The sequence below is a fragment of the Erythrobacter sp. SN6-5 genome, assembly GCF_057364945.1.
On the sequence record NZ_CP200282.1, the window covers coordinates 2,495,677 to 2,511,135 of the forward strand.

17 protein-coding genes and 1 pseudogene are annotated in these 15,459 nt (G+C 59.1%); 9 read left to right on the plus strand and 9 right to left on the minus strand.

The genetic code is table 11. The annotated features are described in order from the left end of the window. The first annotated feature begins 15 nt into the window (after positions 1-15). The 4 genes from AC0V6Z_RS12425 to AC0V6Z_RS12440 all read left to right on the plus strand — a co-directional run bounded on the left by AC0V6Z_RS12425 (position 16) and on the right by AC0V6Z_RS12440 (position 2,874). Complete coding sequence (locus AC0V6Z_RS12425; protein WP_472638773.1) at positions 16-993, plus strand: GNAT family N-acetyltransferase; 978 nt, start codon at positions 16-18, stop codon at positions 991-993. Between the two features lie 134 nt (positions 994-1,127). Next, entirely contained in the window at positions 1,128-1,409 is a 282-nt protein-coding gene (locus tag AC0V6Z_RS12430) for an acyl carrier protein (RefSeq protein WP_472640912.1), read from the plus strand. An 8-nt stretch (positions 1,410-1,417) separates the two neighbouring features. Continuing rightward, positions 1,418-2,098: a hypothetical protein gene (locus tag AC0V6Z_RS12435; RefSeq protein ID WP_472638774.1), complete on the plus strand. Its 681-nt coding sequence runs from the start codon at positions 1,418-1,420 to the stop codon at positions 2,096-2,098. Then, a complete protein-coding gene (locus tag AC0V6Z_RS12440; protein WP_472638775.1) occupies positions 2,095-2,874 on the plus strand; it encodes a hydrolase 1, exosortase A system-associated in 780 nt (259 codons plus the stop codon). The genes AC0V6Z_RS12435 and AC0V6Z_RS12440 overlap by 4 nt, the downstream gene beginning before the upstream one ends. Before the next feature lies 1 nt (position 2,875). Here the strand turns inward: AC0V6Z_RS12440 and AC0V6Z_RS12445 are convergent, their stop codons facing one another. The 7 genes and pseudogenes from AC0V6Z_RS12445 to AC0V6Z_RS12475 all read right to left on the minus strand — a co-directional run bounded on the left by AC0V6Z_RS12445 (position 2,876) and on the right by AC0V6Z_RS12475 (position 11,164). Continuing rightward, on the minus strand, positions 2,876-4,063 hold the full coding sequence (locus AC0V6Z_RS12445) for a class I SAM-dependent RNA methyltransferase (RefSeq protein WP_472640913.1): 1,188 nt from the start codon (positions 4,061-4,063) through the stop codon (positions 2,876-2,878). A gap of 23 nt (positions 4,064-4,086) precedes the next feature. Continuing rightward, positions 4,087-5,481 (minus strand): NAD(P)H-hydrate dehydratase, encoded by a 1,395-nt coding sequence (locus AC0V6Z_RS12450; RefSeq protein ID WP_472638776.1) that lies wholly within the window; start codon positions 5,479-5,481, stop codon positions 4,087-4,089. Continuing rightward, positions 5,478-5,702, minus strand: a complete 225-nt coding sequence (locus AC0V6Z_RS12455; RefSeq protein ID WP_472638777.1) for a hypothetical protein — start codon at positions 5,700-5,702, stop codon at positions 5,478-5,480. Before AC0V6Z_RS12455 ends, AC0V6Z_RS12450 begins: the two co-directional genes overlap by 4 nt. Positions 5,703-5,833: 131 nt before the next feature. Beyond that, positions 5,834-7,556 (minus strand): annotated as a pseudogene (gene ilvD / locus AC0V6Z_RS12460) (dihydroxy-acid dehydratase). A gap of 41 nt (positions 7,557-7,597) precedes the next feature. Continuing rightward, the gene (locus tag AC0V6Z_RS12465; protein ID WP_472638778.1) at positions 7,598-8,332 is read right to left on the minus strand and encodes an N-formylglutamate amidohydrolase; all 735 of its coding nucleotides are present in this window, start codon (positions 8,330-8,332) and stop codon (positions 7,598-7,600) included. After that, positions 8,329-9,141 carry a 4-(cytidine 5'-diphospho)-2-C-methyl-D-erythritol kinase gene (locus AC0V6Z_RS12470; RefSeq protein WP_472638779.1) on the minus strand — a complete coding sequence of 271 codons (813 nt, stop codon included), beginning with the start codon at positions 9,139-9,141 and terminating at the stop codon, positions 8,329-8,331. The genes AC0V6Z_RS12465 and AC0V6Z_RS12470 overlap by 4 nt, the downstream gene beginning before the upstream one ends. Positions 9,142-9,517: 376 nt before the next feature. Beyond that, positions 9,518-11,164: an electron transfer flavoprotein-ubiquinone oxidoreductase gene (locus tag AC0V6Z_RS12475; protein ID WP_472638780.1), complete on the minus strand. Its 1,647-nt coding sequence runs from the start codon at positions 11,162-11,164 to the stop codon at positions 9,518-9,520. A 160-nt stretch (positions 11,165-11,324) separates the two neighbouring features. Here AC0V6Z_RS12475 and AC0V6Z_RS12480 point away from each other — a divergent pair, with 160 nt between their 5' ends. Genes AC0V6Z_RS12480 through moaB form a run of 5 tightly spaced genes read left to right on the plus strand, consistent with a single transcriptional unit; the run spans position 11,325 to position 14,370 of the window. Continuing rightward, positions 11,325-12,065 (plus strand): uracil-DNA glycosylase family protein, encoded by a 741-nt coding sequence (locus AC0V6Z_RS12480; protein ID WP_486176486.1) that lies wholly within the window; start codon positions 11,325-11,327, stop codon positions 12,063-12,065. Continuing rightward, entirely contained in the window at positions 12,047-12,547 is a 501-nt protein-coding gene (locus AC0V6Z_RS12485; RefSeq protein ID WP_472638782.1) for a hypothetical protein, read from the plus strand. The genes AC0V6Z_RS12480 and AC0V6Z_RS12485 overlap by 19 nt, the downstream gene beginning before the upstream one ends. A 7-nt stretch (positions 12,548-12,554) precedes the next feature. Beyond that, on the plus strand, positions 12,555-13,031 hold the full coding sequence (locus tag AC0V6Z_RS12490; RefSeq protein ID WP_472638783.1) for a hypothetical protein: 477 nt from the start codon (positions 12,555-12,557) through the stop codon (positions 13,029-13,031). Next, complete coding sequence (locus AC0V6Z_RS12495) at positions 13,015-13,833, plus strand: lytic transglycosylase domain-containing protein (RefSeq protein WP_486176487.1); 819 nt, start codon at positions 13,015-13,017, stop codon at positions 13,831-13,833. The genes AC0V6Z_RS12490 and AC0V6Z_RS12495 overlap by 17 nt, the downstream gene beginning before the upstream one ends. Before the next feature lie 6 nt (positions 13,834-13,839). Beyond that, positions 13,840-14,370, plus strand: coding sequence for a molybdenum cofactor biosynthesis protein B (moaB, locus tag AC0V6Z_RS12500; RefSeq protein ID WP_472638785.1), 531 nt, complete (start codon positions 13,840-13,842; stop codon positions 14,368-14,370). A 14-nt stretch (positions 14,371-14,384) separates the two neighbouring features. On the opposite strand, the gene AC0V6Z_RS12505 is transcribed toward moaB, so the two are convergent. Beyond that, positions 14,385-14,849: a hypothetical protein gene (locus AC0V6Z_RS12505; protein WP_472638786.1), complete on the minus strand. Its 465-nt coding sequence runs from the start codon at positions 14,847-14,849 to the stop codon at positions 14,385-14,387. Between the two features lie 168 nt (positions 14,850-15,017). Next, a complete protein-coding gene (locus AC0V6Z_RS12510) occupies positions 15,018-15,455 on the minus strand; it encodes a DUF1330 domain-containing protein (protein WP_472638787.1) in 438 nt (145 codons plus the stop codon). Between the last annotated feature and the right edge of the window lie 4 nt (positions 15,456-15,459).

Below are 15,459 nucleotides of genomic sequence, written 5' to 3' on the forward strand. Positions count from 1 at the left end.
GATCGAGTGATCACCGTGAGTTACCATGATACCGTTAACGTCTTGCATGACCTATGTCATCAAGCGGATGATGGCGCGGTGACCTCGCCATTTGAGCGCGCGGAATGGTTTGGTCTCTTGGCTGAAACCGGTCTTAAGCCGCTGATCGTGATTGCGAAAGAAGGTGATCGCAGCGCAGCCTTGGCCCTAAAAGCAGGCACAGGCCACCTCACTCCAATGCGTAATTGGTACAACTTCACGTGGCGCGAACTGGCTCCGCCTGGTGATCTTGGCGACCGTCTGCTGCTGGAAATTGCGCGCAACCTAAAGACGCGCGGCCACCGCGTAACGCTGGAGCCTGTACCCGACGAAAATGGCTCGGCCACTCGGCTTGCAAAGGCATTCAAGGCTGCCGGGTGGAGCGTTGTGAGCGAGGCATGCGACCTCAACCACATATTGAAGGTTAATGGGCGCAGTTTTGCGGAGTATTGGGCCGAGCGGCCTGGCAAGATGCGCACGACGCTGAAGCGTAAGGCGAAAAAGGTGCGCACCCAGATCCTCGACACGTTCGATGAGGCTGCATGGGACAATTATGAGGCAATTTACGCCGCCAGTTGGAAGCCTGAGGAAGACGAACCCGCGATGCTGCGTAAATTTGCACACGCTGAGGGAGCCGAAAGGCGCTTACGCGTAGGCCTTGCCTATGAAGGCGAGACGGCGGTCGCTGCACAATGCTGGACGGTTGAAAATGGCCGTGCATACATCCACAAGCTCGCGCATCTAGAGAGTCATAAGCATCTCTCCGCAGGCACCACATTGACTGCTGCCTTGTTTGAACGGGTCATCGACCAGGACCACGTCCAATTGGTCGATTTTGGAACCGGTGATCAGCCTTACAAAGCGGATTGGATGGGCGAGACCCGCCATCGCTACCGAATTGATTGCCTCGATCCGCGCCAGCCCAAGGCCTGGCCTGCACTGGCCAAGCGGCTCATTCGTCAAACCACCGGGTGACTTGCGAAGCGAGAGGTGCAGAGCTAAGGCGAGCGCCCGTATCAGTAGAAACTCGCGAAATTCCGGGAAACGAGGGGCGCATGAGTAGCAATCCGGTCACCGACAATTCGGCAACCGCATCAGAGCAGACGGATATGTCGGGCCTCGGCAAAAGCCGTGCGGCGATTGACCGTGATCTCAAGGCGATCATCGCCGATGTGCTGGGGTTGGACGCTGAGAGCGTGAACGAATTCACACCGGAAACCGGCCTGTTTGGCGACTTGCCAGAACTCGATTCGATGGCGGTTGCTGGCCTGCTGACCGAGATGGAAGACAGGCTCGACATTGTTATCGAGGATGACGACGTCGATGGTGAAATGCTTGAAACCTATGGCGGGCTGCTCGCCTTTGCCGAGGCCAAGATCATCGAAGGCTGATCGGGCGCGTGCTCACCCACTGGCCCTGCCCGCATCCAAGCGGCAAAATCTCAGAAGAAATGCTGGCGAAATTTGAGCATGCTGGGCGCCCGTGCGTTCTTGTGATCCCGCCGCTATTCGACGAACACAACAAGTTCCGCAGGCAAATCATTGAAGTGATGCGTTTACTCAATGATCTGGAGATTGGTTCAGCCATGCCCGATCTGCCCGGTTGGAACGAGAGCACTGCCCCATTAGCAGAGCAGAGCATGAGCGCATGGCAGGCGGCGATGGGCGCCGCTGCAAACCATTGCGAGGCGACCCATGTGCTGACCTTTCGGGCGGGCGTTATGTTTGCGCCGCCCAGCCTTCCAGGTTGGGCCTATGTCCCGCAAACGGGCGCAAAGCAGCTGCGCAGTATGATCCGCGCGCAAGTGATCGCCGCTCGCGAAGCTGGGGCCGATGAAAGCTCCGACACATTGATGCAAAGCGGGCGCGAAAGCGGCATGGTCCTGGCAGGCTGGGATTTGGGCGCACAATTGGTGCGCGAATTGGAGCAGGCGGATGAAGTTTCCATAGGTAGCCTGACCGAAATCACGCAAAGCGTATTAGGTGGACGCGGACTATGGCTGCGCGCCGAACCGGATGAGGACCCGGAACAGGCCGCCGCTCTTGCCACGCTGCTTGCTGAAGAACTGGCCGCGCCATGACCCGGCTGCATATGGATTATGGCTGCGGAACGCTCAAATGTGCGGGCACGTTAGACACCGCGCCCGGCACAACGGGCCTGTTGATCGTCAGCGGCGGCAATGAAATTCGCGCGGGCGCATTTTCCAGCCAGGCGCGCTTAGCGGCAGAGATTGCTAAGGCAGGCTTTCCCGTGTTCCGCTTTGACCGGCGCGGGATCGGGGATAGCGAGGGTGAAAATCGCGGTTTCCGCAAATCAGAACAAGATATTCGCACTGCCATCGAAGCCTTTCGAGCAATAGCGCCGCAGGTTGAGCGGATCATTGCCTTTGGCAATTGCGATGCAGCCTCGGCCCTAATGCTGGCAAACGGTGCGGGTTGTGACGGTTTGATCCTGTCCAACCCCTGGACGATTGAAGGCAACGAAGCGACGGATTTGCCCCCACCCGATGCGATCCGCGCTCGTTACGCTGAAAAACTCAAAAACCCGCGCGAGATTATACGCTTTCTGCGTGGCGGCGTTGATCTGCGAAAGTTGGCGCGCGGGTTGACTGGATCACTGCGTTCAGCGCCTGAGCCGACAAGTTTGGCTGCCGAAATGCAGGCCGGACTTGCTGGCTTTTCCGGCCAGGTACGCATTCTGCTCGCTAGCAGCGACCGCACGGCCCAGGCTTTTGCCGCCAATTGGGTAGCAGATGACCCCCGGATTGCGACCTGTGAAGGCGCAGGACATTCCTATGTTGAGGCGCATGCTGCCGACTGGCTGCGCGCCCAGATACTTGCTGGACTGCGCGCCTAACCTACTCCCGAGTAAACAGGCTCACCAACTCGACATGTGTTGACCAGCGGAACTGCCCCACCGGGCGCAGTTTCTCCAGTGTGAACCCCGCTTCGACTAAGCGTGCGGCATCACGTGCCCAACTTGATGGGTTGCAGCTGACGTAGACGACCCGTTCAATCGTGCTTTGCGCGATTTGGCCGATTTGTTCGCGTGCACCGGCCCTCGGCGGATCAAGCAAAACGGCAGCGAACTTGCTGATTTCCTTAGCGTCGAGCGGGTTTCGAAAGAGGTCGCGGTGCATCGCATGAACCTCTCGCTGACCGCGCACGGCAGCAGATTTGCAAGCCAGATGAGCCGCTTGATCCGCCTCTACGGCCAAGACCTTTCGCCCCTGCGCCAAGCCAAAGGCAAATGTGCCGAGGCCAGAGAACAGATCAGCGACCACGCCGCAACCCTCCAGCCAATCCGACGCATCGCTGAGCATGCGCGCCTCCGCATCGCGGGTCGCTTGCAGAAAAGCGCCCGCCGGCATGGGCACGGGCAGACCCGATAATGTGACGCTGATGGGTTGAGGCTCCCACACGGTTTCAGCGCCGTATCCCTGATCTATCGAAAGCCGGGCAAGGCCTTGATCGCGCGCGAAATCGAGTGCCGCCTCTGTCGCCTCCAACCCTTCCAAAGTGATATTGGTGAGGCTGCAATCAGCGCCCTGATCGCTCCAGGCGAGTGCGATATCGACCGGAGCCTTGCTCCCATGCTCGGCGATAAAGGCGCGCAATGGCACGATCATCGCCGTCAGTTCAGGGAGCAGAACCGGGCATTCCTTGAGATCTACGATCTTATGCGATCCTGCCTCGCGAAAGCCGAGTAATGCCCGCCGATGCTTGCGTAAGGCATGCAATGTTGCGCGGCGGCGGCTTTGCGGCGGTGAGAGATGCACTGGCATCAGCTCGCGGGGCTCCAGCCCCTGCCCCTCGGCCGCATTGGCCACTCGGGAGCGCACGAATTCCATCAAGGTCTCTTCATCGGCATGCTGCAATTGGCACCCGCCGCAGCGGTCAAAATGCTGGCAAGGTGGAGTAACGTGATGCGGGCCGCGCGTGACAGTGCCATCATTGGCGACTATGTCTCCAGGCAACGCACCCGGTGCATGGCGGCCGTCTGCGCTCGCTCCATCGCCCTTGGCCGCTAGCCTGACGATCTCCATTGCCTCAGAATCACTCAAACTTTTCACTCACACGCTTCACTCATTGCCCCGCTGACGGCATCGGCCAGATCATCCGCCGTAAATGCCGCGCCGCACATACGCGCAGCCGCGCCGTGAAGCCACACTGCTTCGCAGGCCGCAGTGAATGCATCGCGGCCTGTTGCCATTCGGCTGACCGCGATCCCTGCGAGCACATCGCCCGTTCCCGCTACTGACAGCCAGCTAGAGGCAGGCGGTGCCAACGCCAAACGGCCATCAGGTGCGGCGATCACTGTCTCTGGGCCTTTGGCTAGGATCACCATGCCGCTTGCCGCTGCAACAGCCTGAGCGCGGTCTTGGCGCCCTTCTGCGATCACAGCGAACGTCTGACACAGAGCGTCCAGTTCCCCATGGTGCGGGGTCGCCAGGACATAGGTGCAATCATCAATCAGATGCACCGGCAAGATTCTCAGAGCGTCGGCGTCGAGGACCAAGTCACAACCATGTTTGCAGGCTGTTTCTAGGTCTTTGATCGCGCCCTCGTGACGACCCAATCCTGGCCCGATCAACATCGCCTTTATCCGCTTGTCGTCCAGCGCCACCTTGAGTGGCATCGGATCGACCACCAATCCGGCGGGGGCACCAGCCAAGGGTTCCTGGTTGAACAGTCGCACCAATCCCGCCCCCGCGCGCATTGCGGCTTTGCTCGCAAGCAGCGCGGCGCCTGGCATGTCCCCGGCAACGATCGCGCACATTCCGCGGGTGTATTTATGGGCGTCGCTTGCCGGAGCTTTAATGGCCGGGCGGCCAACCAATTGAGCCGCGCCCTCGACCGCCGAAATGCCAATCGGCACCAGCAGTTTTTGTCCCATCGCCTCACGGGCTGGCAACCGCCAATGCGCGAATTTCCAAGCGCCCAATGCCAACGTAATATCATAACTGGGAAGCGATTGAGCTAGGACCGCACCCGCATCGGAGTGCACTCCGGATGGTAGATCGACCGCAATCCTGAAATCGTGGCGCTCTGCCAAATCGCGCAGCAGCAACGCATGTTCGGCTGAAAGCTCTCGCGATAAGCCGGAGCCGAACAGACAGTCGACGAAGACGCTACCCTCCGCGGTGCCGCCGGATGTGAGTATTTCGCCTTTGAAACCAGCGCGGGCGTTCTTGGCAGCATCAGTGGTCGGGGTGAGCGGTGCCACCACCGTCACCTGCAAACCCGTTTGACGCAAAATCTCTGCGATTACGTACCCATCGCCGCCATTGTTGCCTGGCCCGCACAGCACGGTCACCGCCCTGCCCGCAGCAATACGCCGGACCCATTCCGCCGCGCCGCCAGCAGCGACAGCCATTAATTCATCAACACTTACACCAGTATCGAAAATCGCCTGCTCAGCGGCCTGCATTTGCGCGGCAGTGAGAACTTGGCGATCGCTCACTCTGGTGCGCTGGCCAGCATCTCCGCTGGAATCAAATAGCGATCTTCGCCGATTGCGAATTCGCGCACCTTGGCCGGATCAAGGCTGCGATCCTTGAGCATATCTGCCCCGTCCATCGCGGCAAGATCGCCGGTGGCTGCATCATGTTTGACCCGGCGAAACCCGCCATCAGGGTGGTGGATCAGGAAGAACGCGCCGCTCTCATCCGCGGCCTGCTCCAAAGTGCAGACGGCGGAATAATCCGCGCCCGGGCCTATCGCGCAATCAACATCGCTGCCTTGCGGTGTGCTCGGCAGGCTCTGCGCCGCACCCGGCGAGCACGCCGCTCGTGAGGAGTGCGATCAGCCCAGCGTTAGATATCCGCAAATACATGAGTTTCCTTTGCTGCTCCGGGATGAGTGAGCGCGCCTTTGCTAGCAGGACCGACATTCTGAGCATAGCGCCACAATGCGCCAGCCTGATAATCATTGGTGCGTGGCTGCCAGGCCTTGCGCCGCTCGGCCAGCAGGTCCTCGCCGACATTGAGATCGATCGTGCCGTTCTCCGCATCGATCACGATCTCGTCGCCATCTTCAACCAAGGCGATTGGTCCACAATCCGCCGCCTCTGGTCCGACATGGCCGATGCAGAAGCCCCGTGTTGCGCCGGAGAAACGGCCATCGGTGATGAGCGCGACTTTCTCGCCCATTCCCTGCCCATAAAGCGCCGCAGTGGTGGAGAGCATTTCGCGCATGCCCGGCCCGCCCTTTGGCCCTTCATAGCGGATGATGATCACGCTGCCCTCAGCAATATCACGCGCCTCAACGGCGGCGAAGGCGTCTTCCTCGCAATCGAAAACGCGCGCAGAGCCGGTGAATTGCAACCGCTCCATCCCCGCGACCTTCACAATTGCGCCATCGGGAGCAAGCGATCCTTTCAAGCCTACGACGCCGCCCGTAGGGGTGATTGGCTTGGCTACCTCGTAAAACACCTTCTGATCGGGGTTCCAGGTGACCTCCTCGATATTCTCGCCCAGGGTCTTACCGGTCACGGTCATCGGGTTGGGGTTTAGGAAACCGCCATCGAGCAGGGTTTTCATGCCCATGTAGATACCACCCGCTTCATGCATGTCCTTGGCGACATATTGCCCGCCAGGCTGCAGGTCGGCGATGTAAGGCGTTGATTTAAATATCTCCGCGACATCGAACAGGTCGAATACAATGCCCGCTTCACTAGCCATCGCTGGCAGATGCAGCGCCGCATTGGTCGAACCACCAGTCGCCGCCACCACACGTGCTGCATTCTCAAACGCTTCCCGTGTGCAAATGTCGCGGGGTCGCAAATTCAGCTCCAACAGGTTCATCACCTGGACACCCGCAGCCCGCGCAATTTCTTCGCGCGATTTATACGGAGCTTAGCGTCATATTGCTGTTTGGCAGGGACAATCCTATCGCCTCGCCGACGCAGGCCATGGTGTTGGCGGTGAATTGTCCGCCGCAAGCTCCGTGGCCGGGACAAGCGACCTTTTCCAGCGCGATCAATTCTTTGAGCGGGCAATTTCCCGCTGCGTATTGCCCAACGGCCTCGAACACATCCTTAACATTCACATCTTTGCCGTGGTGCGTGCCGGGCAGGATGGAGCCACCATAAACAAAGATGCTCGGCACATTGAGGCGCAGCATCGACATCATCATGCCAGGCAGGCTCTTGTCGCAGCCAGCAAAGCCAACCAGCGCGTCATAACAATGCCCGCGCACGGAGACCTCGACCGAATCTGCGATAATCTCACGGCTGATCAGAGAGCTTTTCATGCCCTGATGACCCATCGCAATGCCATCGGTAACTGTGATCGTGTTGAAACGGCGCGGCGTTCCGCCGTTCTCGATCACGCCCTCGCGGCAAATATTCGCCTGCGGATCGAGCGTGGTGTTGCACGGCGCGCTGTCATTACCCGCGCTCGCAATCGCCACGAATGGTCGCGCGATCTCTTCTTCGCTCATCCCCATTGCATAGTAATAAGAACGGTGCGGGGCACGCTCTGGCCCTACCGAGACATGACGACTGGGAAGTTTCGTTTTATCGAAGCGCGAAGACATAATATTTCTCAAATTGAAGCTCTGGTGAAGCTCCACTGCCGTTAGTCGAGCGCGAGTGCAACCCTTCCGCACACATCTGCAATCATTGCTGCCCAGCGTGACTGCTCCACGCGGGTCGCGATCAGGTCTTGGCGGACCTCGATTGCGCAGTAATAGCGGCCATGCGTCTCGGCGTGGCGATTCATCGTCGCGTTGAGTTCACGCCCGGAGTAAGGCTCGTTATCGCCGACGTTTAGGCCCTGCTCGCCGAACAGGCGGATTGCATGGCGCGCCGCGCGGTCATCCTGATTATACAGCAGCGCGATCTCCCACGGGCGGTCTTCGGCGCGCGATTCCAGCTGCGGCGTGAAACTGTGCAGCGAAATGATCAGCTTGGGAGCAGCTTCATCGAGCCATGTGCCGAACGCGGCGTGATAGGGCCTGTGAAACCGGTTGAGCCGCCCTTCCACGTCGGCGCCAATATTGCCTGGGATCAGGTGACCGTCGCTTTCGGTTGGCACGACGCCGGGATGGTCTTCTTCGCGGTGCAGGTCGGTGACGAGGCGGCTGACGGTGGCCAGATGCGCTGCGATACCATGCTCGCGGGCCATGCGAACCGCCACTCCGTGCACGCCAATGTCGATGGCAATGTGCTTTTCTAGCAGGGCATCCGGAATACCGAGCGGCACGTCGTCTGGCACAAAATTGGAGGCATGATCGGCAACGCAGACGATCCCGCCGCGTATCGGCTCTCCCATTTGGCGGAAGGGATTCTCGTCAATCCTGGGAGAGATCATCTCAGCTTGCCCGCCAATTGCCACCAATCGGGGTGGCTTTGTGTGATTGCCGCCTGCGCCGCATCGCGTGCGGCATCGCTATCGTAGAGCGCAAAACACGTCGCGCCAGAGCCGGACATGCGGGTGAGCCAAGCGTCGGTGGCCTCGAGCGCGCCCAAGACGGCACCGATGGCTGGGCAGATGCTGATCGCTGGCTGGGACAGGTCATTGCGGCCAGCCAGAGCGATTTCGCGCGCTGTTTCTGAGGGCAAAGCGCCTCGATCGACCCTGTCCCAAGCTTGAAAGACAGGGCCGGTTGATAGGGGCACCCGCGGATTAACGAGCAGGACGGGCGTTCCGGTCAGATCGCTGTCGATTGGTTCAAGCTGCGTGCCAGTGCCCCGGCCCACCACCGTCTCACTGCGCACGCAGCATGGTACATCCGCGCCAAGCTTTGCGGCGCGCTGCATCCAATCATCCGGCAGACCATGCGTTTGCTCCACAATGCGGAACAGTGCACCCGCATCGGCAGAGCCTCCGCCCAGGCCAGCGGCGACGGGAAGGTTCTTCTCCAGCGTGATAGCAAGACCCCCTGCGCGCGGCAGCAGGCCAAGAGTCTTCGCCACGAGATTATCCATCGGATTGTCGATCCCGCCCGCGAATTCGCCGATTGTTTGGACGCTGTCCTGCTCAGCGGCGCGAGCGCTCAGCGTGTCGCCCGTATCGACAAAGGCGAACAACGTCTCAAGCTCGTGATAGCCATCCTCGCGCCGCGCGCGGACATGCAGCGCGAGGTTGATCTTGGCGTAGGCGGTTTCTGAAAGAACCAATTTACTGTCCTCGTCATTGCGAGCGAAGCGAAGCAATCCAGAGTATTCCGGCGAGGAGGCCCTGGATTGCCGCGTCGCCTGCGGCTCCTCGCAATGACGAAGCAAGCTGCTTGGGTCGAAGTTAGAAAAGGCGGATTACGCCCCAAACTATCGCAGCGATTCCCAAGATCACCCAGACCCACCCGCCACGAGCGGCAGCCTTAGTTGTTTGCTCAGGCTCAACGCGATACTGCATGATCGCCATCCAGCCGCTAAAGATAACAAACAACCCGACGAGCACCAAAACACCCGAACCAAGAATTGAAAGCATCGCCCTACCCCAATGTCAGAAACTATAGATCGTTAGTCTGAGCTCTTCGCCCGATCCAACACATCCCTACATATTCGGATAGTTCGGACCGCCGCCACCTTCTGGTGTGACCCAGTTGATGTTCTGGTTCGGGTCTTTGATATCGCAGGTTTTGCAGTGGACGCAGTTTTGCGAGTTGATCTGGAATTTGGGCTCCTTGCCCTCTTCCTCGATCCACTCATAGACGCCCGCCGGGCAGTACCGGTTTGACGGACCGCCGAAGACGTCAAATTCGCTCGCCTTTTGCAGGTCGGTATCGCCCAATTGCAGGTGCACCGGTTGGTCCTCTGCGTGGTTGGTGAAGCTGAAGGCGACATTGGTCAGGCGGTCAAAGCTGATCACGCCATCGGGCTTCGGATAGTCGATCTTAGGATAGAGATCCGCGCGCCCGATCATAGTGTAGTCGGCATGGTGCTTCATGCTGATCGGCAGGCCAATCTTGAGCGTGCGCATCCACATGTCGATCCCGCCCAGAATAGTGCCGAGATCATCGCCATATTTGGCAACGGCAGGCTCCGCATTCTGAACCTTCTTAAGTTCGTCCGCAATCCAACTGGAACGGACAGCGGGTTCATAACCTTGAAGCTCTGGCTGGCTTTCGTGCCCTTCGATCTCTGCGGCGATGGCCTCCGCGCACAGCATCCCGCTCTTCATGGCGGTGTGGCTGCCCTTGATGCGGGGTACGTTTACAAAGCCAGCTGCACAGCCAATCAACGCGCCGCCTGGGAAGGCGAGCTTTGGCACCGACTGCCAACCGCCTTCGTTGATGACGCGCGCACCGTAAGCAACGCGGCTGCCGCCTTCGAGGATCGCCTTGATCTCCGGATGCATCTTCCAACGCTGAAATTCCTGATAGGGCGAAACCCACGGGTTCTTGTAATCAAGCGCGGTGACAAAGCCGATCGCAACTTGATTGTTCGCTTGATGGTAGAAGAAGCCGCCGCCCCATGTGCCGCTTTCGTTGAGCGGCCAGCCTTGCGTGTGAATGACACGGCCCGGCACGTGCTTACCCGGTTCAATGTCCCACAATTCCTTGATGCCGAGGCCATAAACCTGCGGTTCGCAATTGGCCTCAAGGTCGTATTGCGCCTTCATCTGCTTGGTCAGCGATCCGCGCGCGCCCTCAGCAAACAGGGTGTATTTGGCCTCAATCTCCATGCCAGGCTGATAATCTGGCTTTTGCGAGCCATCCTCGGCGATGCCCATGTCTTGCGTGATGACACCGCGCACCGCGCCCTTGTCATCAAACATCACTTCATTCGCGGGGAAGCCGGGGAAGACCATCACACCCAGCGCTTCGGCCTGCTCACCCAGCCAGCGAGTCATATTGCCCAGCGAACCGGTGTAGCAGCCGTGATTGCTCATTAGGGGCGGCATTACGAGATGTGGGATCGACGTCTTGCCGTTCTTTGACAGAACCCAGTGCCAGTTATCGGTCACTGGTGTTTCTGCCATTGGGCAATCCATATCGCGCCATTCCGGCAGCAGCTCAGTCAGGGCCTTTGGATCGACCACCGCGCCAGACAAAATATGAGCGCCAATTTCGGAGCCCTTTTCAAGGACTACAACCTCAAGCTCTTCATTGATCTGTTTCAGCCGAATTGCCGCAGAGAGGCCCGCTGGACCGCCGCCGACAATAACGACGTCGCATGGCATTGATTCCCGTTCGCTCATGAGCCTATTTGATCCCCGAATAATCCTAGAGTTTGCGTGCCTACCCACTTGCTAACTGCCACGGCTAAGGTCAAGACCTCCGATTAACAGTATGTCCGCCCCCGCTCCGCCTTTGTCCCGAGAATTTGTTGCTACCCTTGATTGGTGGCGCGCGGCCGGTGTGGACATCGACTTTGCCGATGACGTTACGGATTGGCTTGCGAAGCCAGAACGTGAGGCAGAGCCAGGCGACGGTGCTAAGGCGAAGAAGCAGGAAAAATCGGGTGGGACTTCGCAAAAGACCGAAATCAGCGATCCGCAAAAAACTCTAGGACCGAAGGGCGATTTACTGGGCGAGGACGCGCCGAGCGACCTAGCGGCGTTCCAAGAATGGTGGCTGAATGCGCCCGGTCTCGATCCGATTGGCCCGCGCGGCCGCGTGCCGCCACGCGGGAAGAGCGGCGCGAAGCTAATGGTGCTGGTGCTCGCGCCAGAGGATGGCGACAGCGAACAATTGCTGTCCGGGCCGCAGGGGCGATTGCTCGCCAATATGCTGGCCGCAATGGGCTTTACGCAGGATGAGGTCTACTTCGCCTCCGCCCTCACCCGGCCTACACCCATGGCCGACACTGCCGCTTTGGCTCATGCGGGAATGGCAGAGGTCTTGGCCCTGCACATTAAATTGGCCGCACCAGAAAAGGTTTTGGCGCTCGGTTCCAACATCCCGCCGCTTTTGGGCCACGCAGCGGCGCAAGACACAATCAATTCACAAAAAAGTAACCACACATCTGCACCAGAAAACAACCCTAGTGAGCCATTAACTAAGCTTCTTGTTAGCGAAAGTCTGGAAAGCCTGATGGCAAGCCCAAGGCTGAAAGCGCGTTTTTGGCGGAGATGGATTGAATGGTCGGCAAATCGGTGATGGCGAAAAGCCTTAGGCCAGTAATATTGGCCGCTTCATTCGCCGCCGCACTTGCCACGCCGAGCGTCGCTTTGGCGCAAGCGGGCAGCATGGTTGCGCATTACGATGCGAGCTCGAATGGGCGCAGCGAGGCTGTGCCAACTGTCCTATCCGCAAATGAGCGCGCGTTTTATTCTGACCTGTTTGGTGCGATTGACGCGCAGCAGTGGGAGCGTGTTGAAGGTATGCTGGCCCAGCGCCGGGGCGGATTGCTGCACCAGATCGCACGCGCCGAATATTACACCCATGCCAACAGCCCAAAGATTGAGGCGGAGCGGATTGCCCGCTGGTTCGACGATGGTGTGCACCTGCCTCAGGCGGCACAGCTGGGGCGGATGGGTGCGAAGCGCGGTGTCGAAAACCTGCCCTATTTGCCTCAGGCTCAGCGGTTTAGCTCAGCAACCATATGCATCAAAGCGGATCCGTCCGCGTCCGGTGAATGATGGTACAATGCCATCCAGCACCAAGTCAGCGATCCTCGACCGTATCAAGAACGATGATCCGGCGGGCGCGCACAGCCTGTTGATTGAGGTCGACCCGCAGCTCAGCTCTGCTGCTCGGGCAGAATGGCGCCAAAAAGTCGCGTGGAGCTATTACATCGAGAATGATGACACCTCGGCGCAGGCCCTGGCCGAAACTGTCTCAGAAGGTTCCGGCGCATGGGTTGCCGAAGGTGAATGGGTCGCTGGCCTAGCCGCATGGCGCCAGGGTTTTTGCGCGCTAGCGAGTGAGAGCTTTGCCCGCGCCGCTGATCGATCCTCCAATGTAGAACTGACCGCTGCGGCACATTATTGGGCGCATCGCTCGCTGGTCCGTTGCCGCGAGCCGGGCCAGGCCCAGCGGCACCTTAGCGCCGCTGCGCGCCATGACGAGACGCTCTATGGCTTGCTGGTCGAGCGAGCAATTGGGCGTGAAGGTACCCGATAGCGCCAAGCCTGCGCCTTTCACCCGGGATGACTGGAGCGTTCTGCAACGAAGCACCAATCCGCGCATCGCAGCCGCGCTTAACGAGATTGGCCGTCCGGTGCTGGCAGATGAAGTGCTGCGCCATCAGGCGCGGATCGGCAATCCGAACGAATTTCCTCTGCTAGCGCGCTTTGCCCGCGAGCTTGGCATGCCATCAACGCAATTGTTCATGGCGCACAACGCCCCGCGCGGCATGCGTTCTGACCCATCACTGCGTTATCCCGTGGCTCGCTGGCAACCGGCGACAGGCTGGACGGTTGATCCCGCCCTCGCCTTTGCTCACGCTCTGCAGGAATCGAACTTCCGCGCTGGCGCGGTTAGCCCAGCCAATGCGCGCGGGCTGATGCAGATCATGCCTGGCACGGCGCGTGACCACAATCGCCGCCTGAACCTTGGCGCGAGCTATGCTGATCTCAACAATCCAGAGGTCAACCTCGCTTATGGACAGCGCCATCTGGAGATGCTGCGCGACAGCTACGCCACCGAGGGCAAACTTCCAAAGATCATGGCTGCTTATAACGCAGGCCTTACGCCGATCAGCCGGTGGAACAGTGAAGTGCGCGACTACGATGATCCGCTGCTCTACATGGAATCGATCCCCTATTGGGAAACGCGCGGCTATGTCGCGATCGTGATGCGCAATTACTGGATGTACGAGCGCGCTGCGGGAGTTTCCTCGCCAAGCCGCCGGGCGCTCGCCGAAGGGCGCTGGCCAGAGTTTCCGCAAATGTCTATGGGGCGCTCTGCACGTTTGGAAAGGTAGTACGCGATGGCCATTGATGAGGCGAAACCATTCACCCCGATCAATATTGCCGTCCTAACCGTTTCCGATACGCGGACCCCAGAAACTGACACGTCGGGCGATATTCTCGCCGCGCGGGTCAGCGCGAAGGGCCACTCGTTGGCTGCGCGAGAGATCATCAAAGACGATGCAAGCACTCTGGTTGATCAATTCAATGCTTGGATTGATGATCCCGATATCGATGCGATCGTCAGCACCGGCGGGACTGGCCTGACCGGGCGTGATGTTACGCCAGAGGCGCTGTCCCGGATCGAAGACGCGCGAGACATTCCCGGATTTGGCGAATTGTTTCGTTGGCTTAGTTTCAAGACCATCGGCACCAGCACAGTCCAATCGCGCGCCTGCGCGGTTGTGGCACGCGGCACCTATATCTTCGCCCTGCCCGGTTCAAACGGCGCGGTGAAGGATGGCTGGGACGGGATCCTCAGCGAGCAATTGGACAATCGCAATCGCCCTTGTAATTTCGTGGAACTGATGCCTCGGCTAACCGAGAAATAGCACCCTCGCGCCTGTTACTCGCTTGGATTGAGGGTGTGCATTGATGCGTCGAAATCCTTAAGGTCAGGCTTTTCTGGCTTGTCACCATAACCCTTCACAACAGCGGCAAGCACCGGCTGTTTCGTGCCAGGCGTTCCTTTGGACTTGCGCTCCATTCCAAGCACTTTTTCGCCGATGTATTGGAACACTTGTGCAGCGACGCCTTGCTCTTCAGCTTTCTTAATGCGGACCTGAGCCTTGGGCGAGACGATGTAGAATTCTTCCCCGCGAACCAACACTGCACGGCCACCTTCGCTGGTGCGCACCACATCGCCGATTTCCAAACGTGTGCCCTTGGCGGCATAGAGTGCCTTAGCATCGCGGGTGATCGAAACCTGCCCGTCTGTCTCAGAAATCATCCAGCCAGAATCACTGGCGAGTGCTGCACTGCTTGAAAAGAGCCCAGCAAGAATGCACAGATGTTTTGACAGTTTGATCATGGCCTTACCTCGGGATCCTTAGATTAGACTAGGCATCCACGTTAGGCCGATGGTTTTCCCAACCGATTAAACCGATTGGCTAAGAAAGCCTTGGACCATTGGGTTAACTTTCCCTTTTTTGGTCCGCTTTCGACGTATGACTGAAAACGCAGTTTCGCCAGAGATCCATCATCCAAACACGTCCCCGCCCTCGCCCGGCTTAAATCGCATCAATCGGCTGTCGATCAGGGCAGCGCTGCGATTCACAACGGCCAGTTGATAGTTCGGGTCTTTGATCATTTGGAAGAACGCCCCGCTATTCGGGTATTGCGCGACAAAGCCATCGTGCCACACCTTGTCATCCGGCTCCGGCCCAGTGACCATGGTTTGAAATGCGCCGCGCCAAACAATCGACCCGCCAACCCGGCGAAAAATTGGACCGCTGGTCGCGCCATATTCTTTATAGGCCCGCCGTCCGCTCCAACCATTGCCGTGACGCTCATGTCCTTCAGGATACTCGGCAATGTCGCGATAGCGCAGCAGGTTGAGCATATGGATCGGCTCATCGCGTGGCAGATCCTTGAATGCCTGGAAATTATTCAGACTGGGATCGATATAGTTTGTCATCAAC

Coding starts and splice junctions, on each gene's coding strand:
- AC0V6Z_RS12475 (WP_472638780.1), bottom strand. CDS start 11,164: ATGAGCGAACGGGAATCAATGCCATGCGACGTCGTTATTGTCGGCGGC.
- moaB (WP_472638785.1), top strand. CDS start 13,840: ATGGCCATTGATGAGGCGAAACCATTCACCCCGATCAATATTGCCGTC.
- AC0V6Z_RS12510 (WP_472638787.1), bottom strand. CDS start 15,455: ATGACAAACTATATCGATCCCAGTCTGAATAATTTCCAGGCATTCAAG.
- AC0V6Z_RS12465 (WP_472638778.1), bottom strand. CDS start 8,332: ATGATCTCTCCCAGGATTGACGAGAATCCCTTCCGCCAAATGGGAGAG.
- AC0V6Z_RS12430 (WP_472640912.1), top strand. CDS start 1,128: ATGTCGGGCCTCGGCAAAAGCCGTGCGGCGATTGACCGTGATCTCAAG.
- AC0V6Z_RS12485 (WP_472638782.1), top strand. CDS start 12,047: ATGGTCGGCAAATCGGTGATGGCGAAAAGCCTTAGGCCAGTAATATTG.
- AC0V6Z_RS12505 (WP_472638786.1), bottom strand. CDS start 14,849: ATGATCAAACTGTCAAAACATCTGTGCATTCTTGCTGGGCTCTTTTCA.
- AC0V6Z_RS12490 (WP_472638783.1), top strand. CDS start 12,555: ATGCCATCCAGCACCAAGTCAGCGATCCTCGACCGTATCAAGAACGAT.
- AC0V6Z_RS12445 (WP_472640913.1), bottom strand. CDS start 4,063: ATGGAGATCGTCAGGCTAGCGGCCAAGGGCGATGGAGCGAGCGCAGAC.
- AC0V6Z_RS12440 (WP_472638775.1), top strand. CDS start 2,095: ATGACCCGGCTGCATATGGATTATGGCTGCGGAACGCTCAAATGTGCG.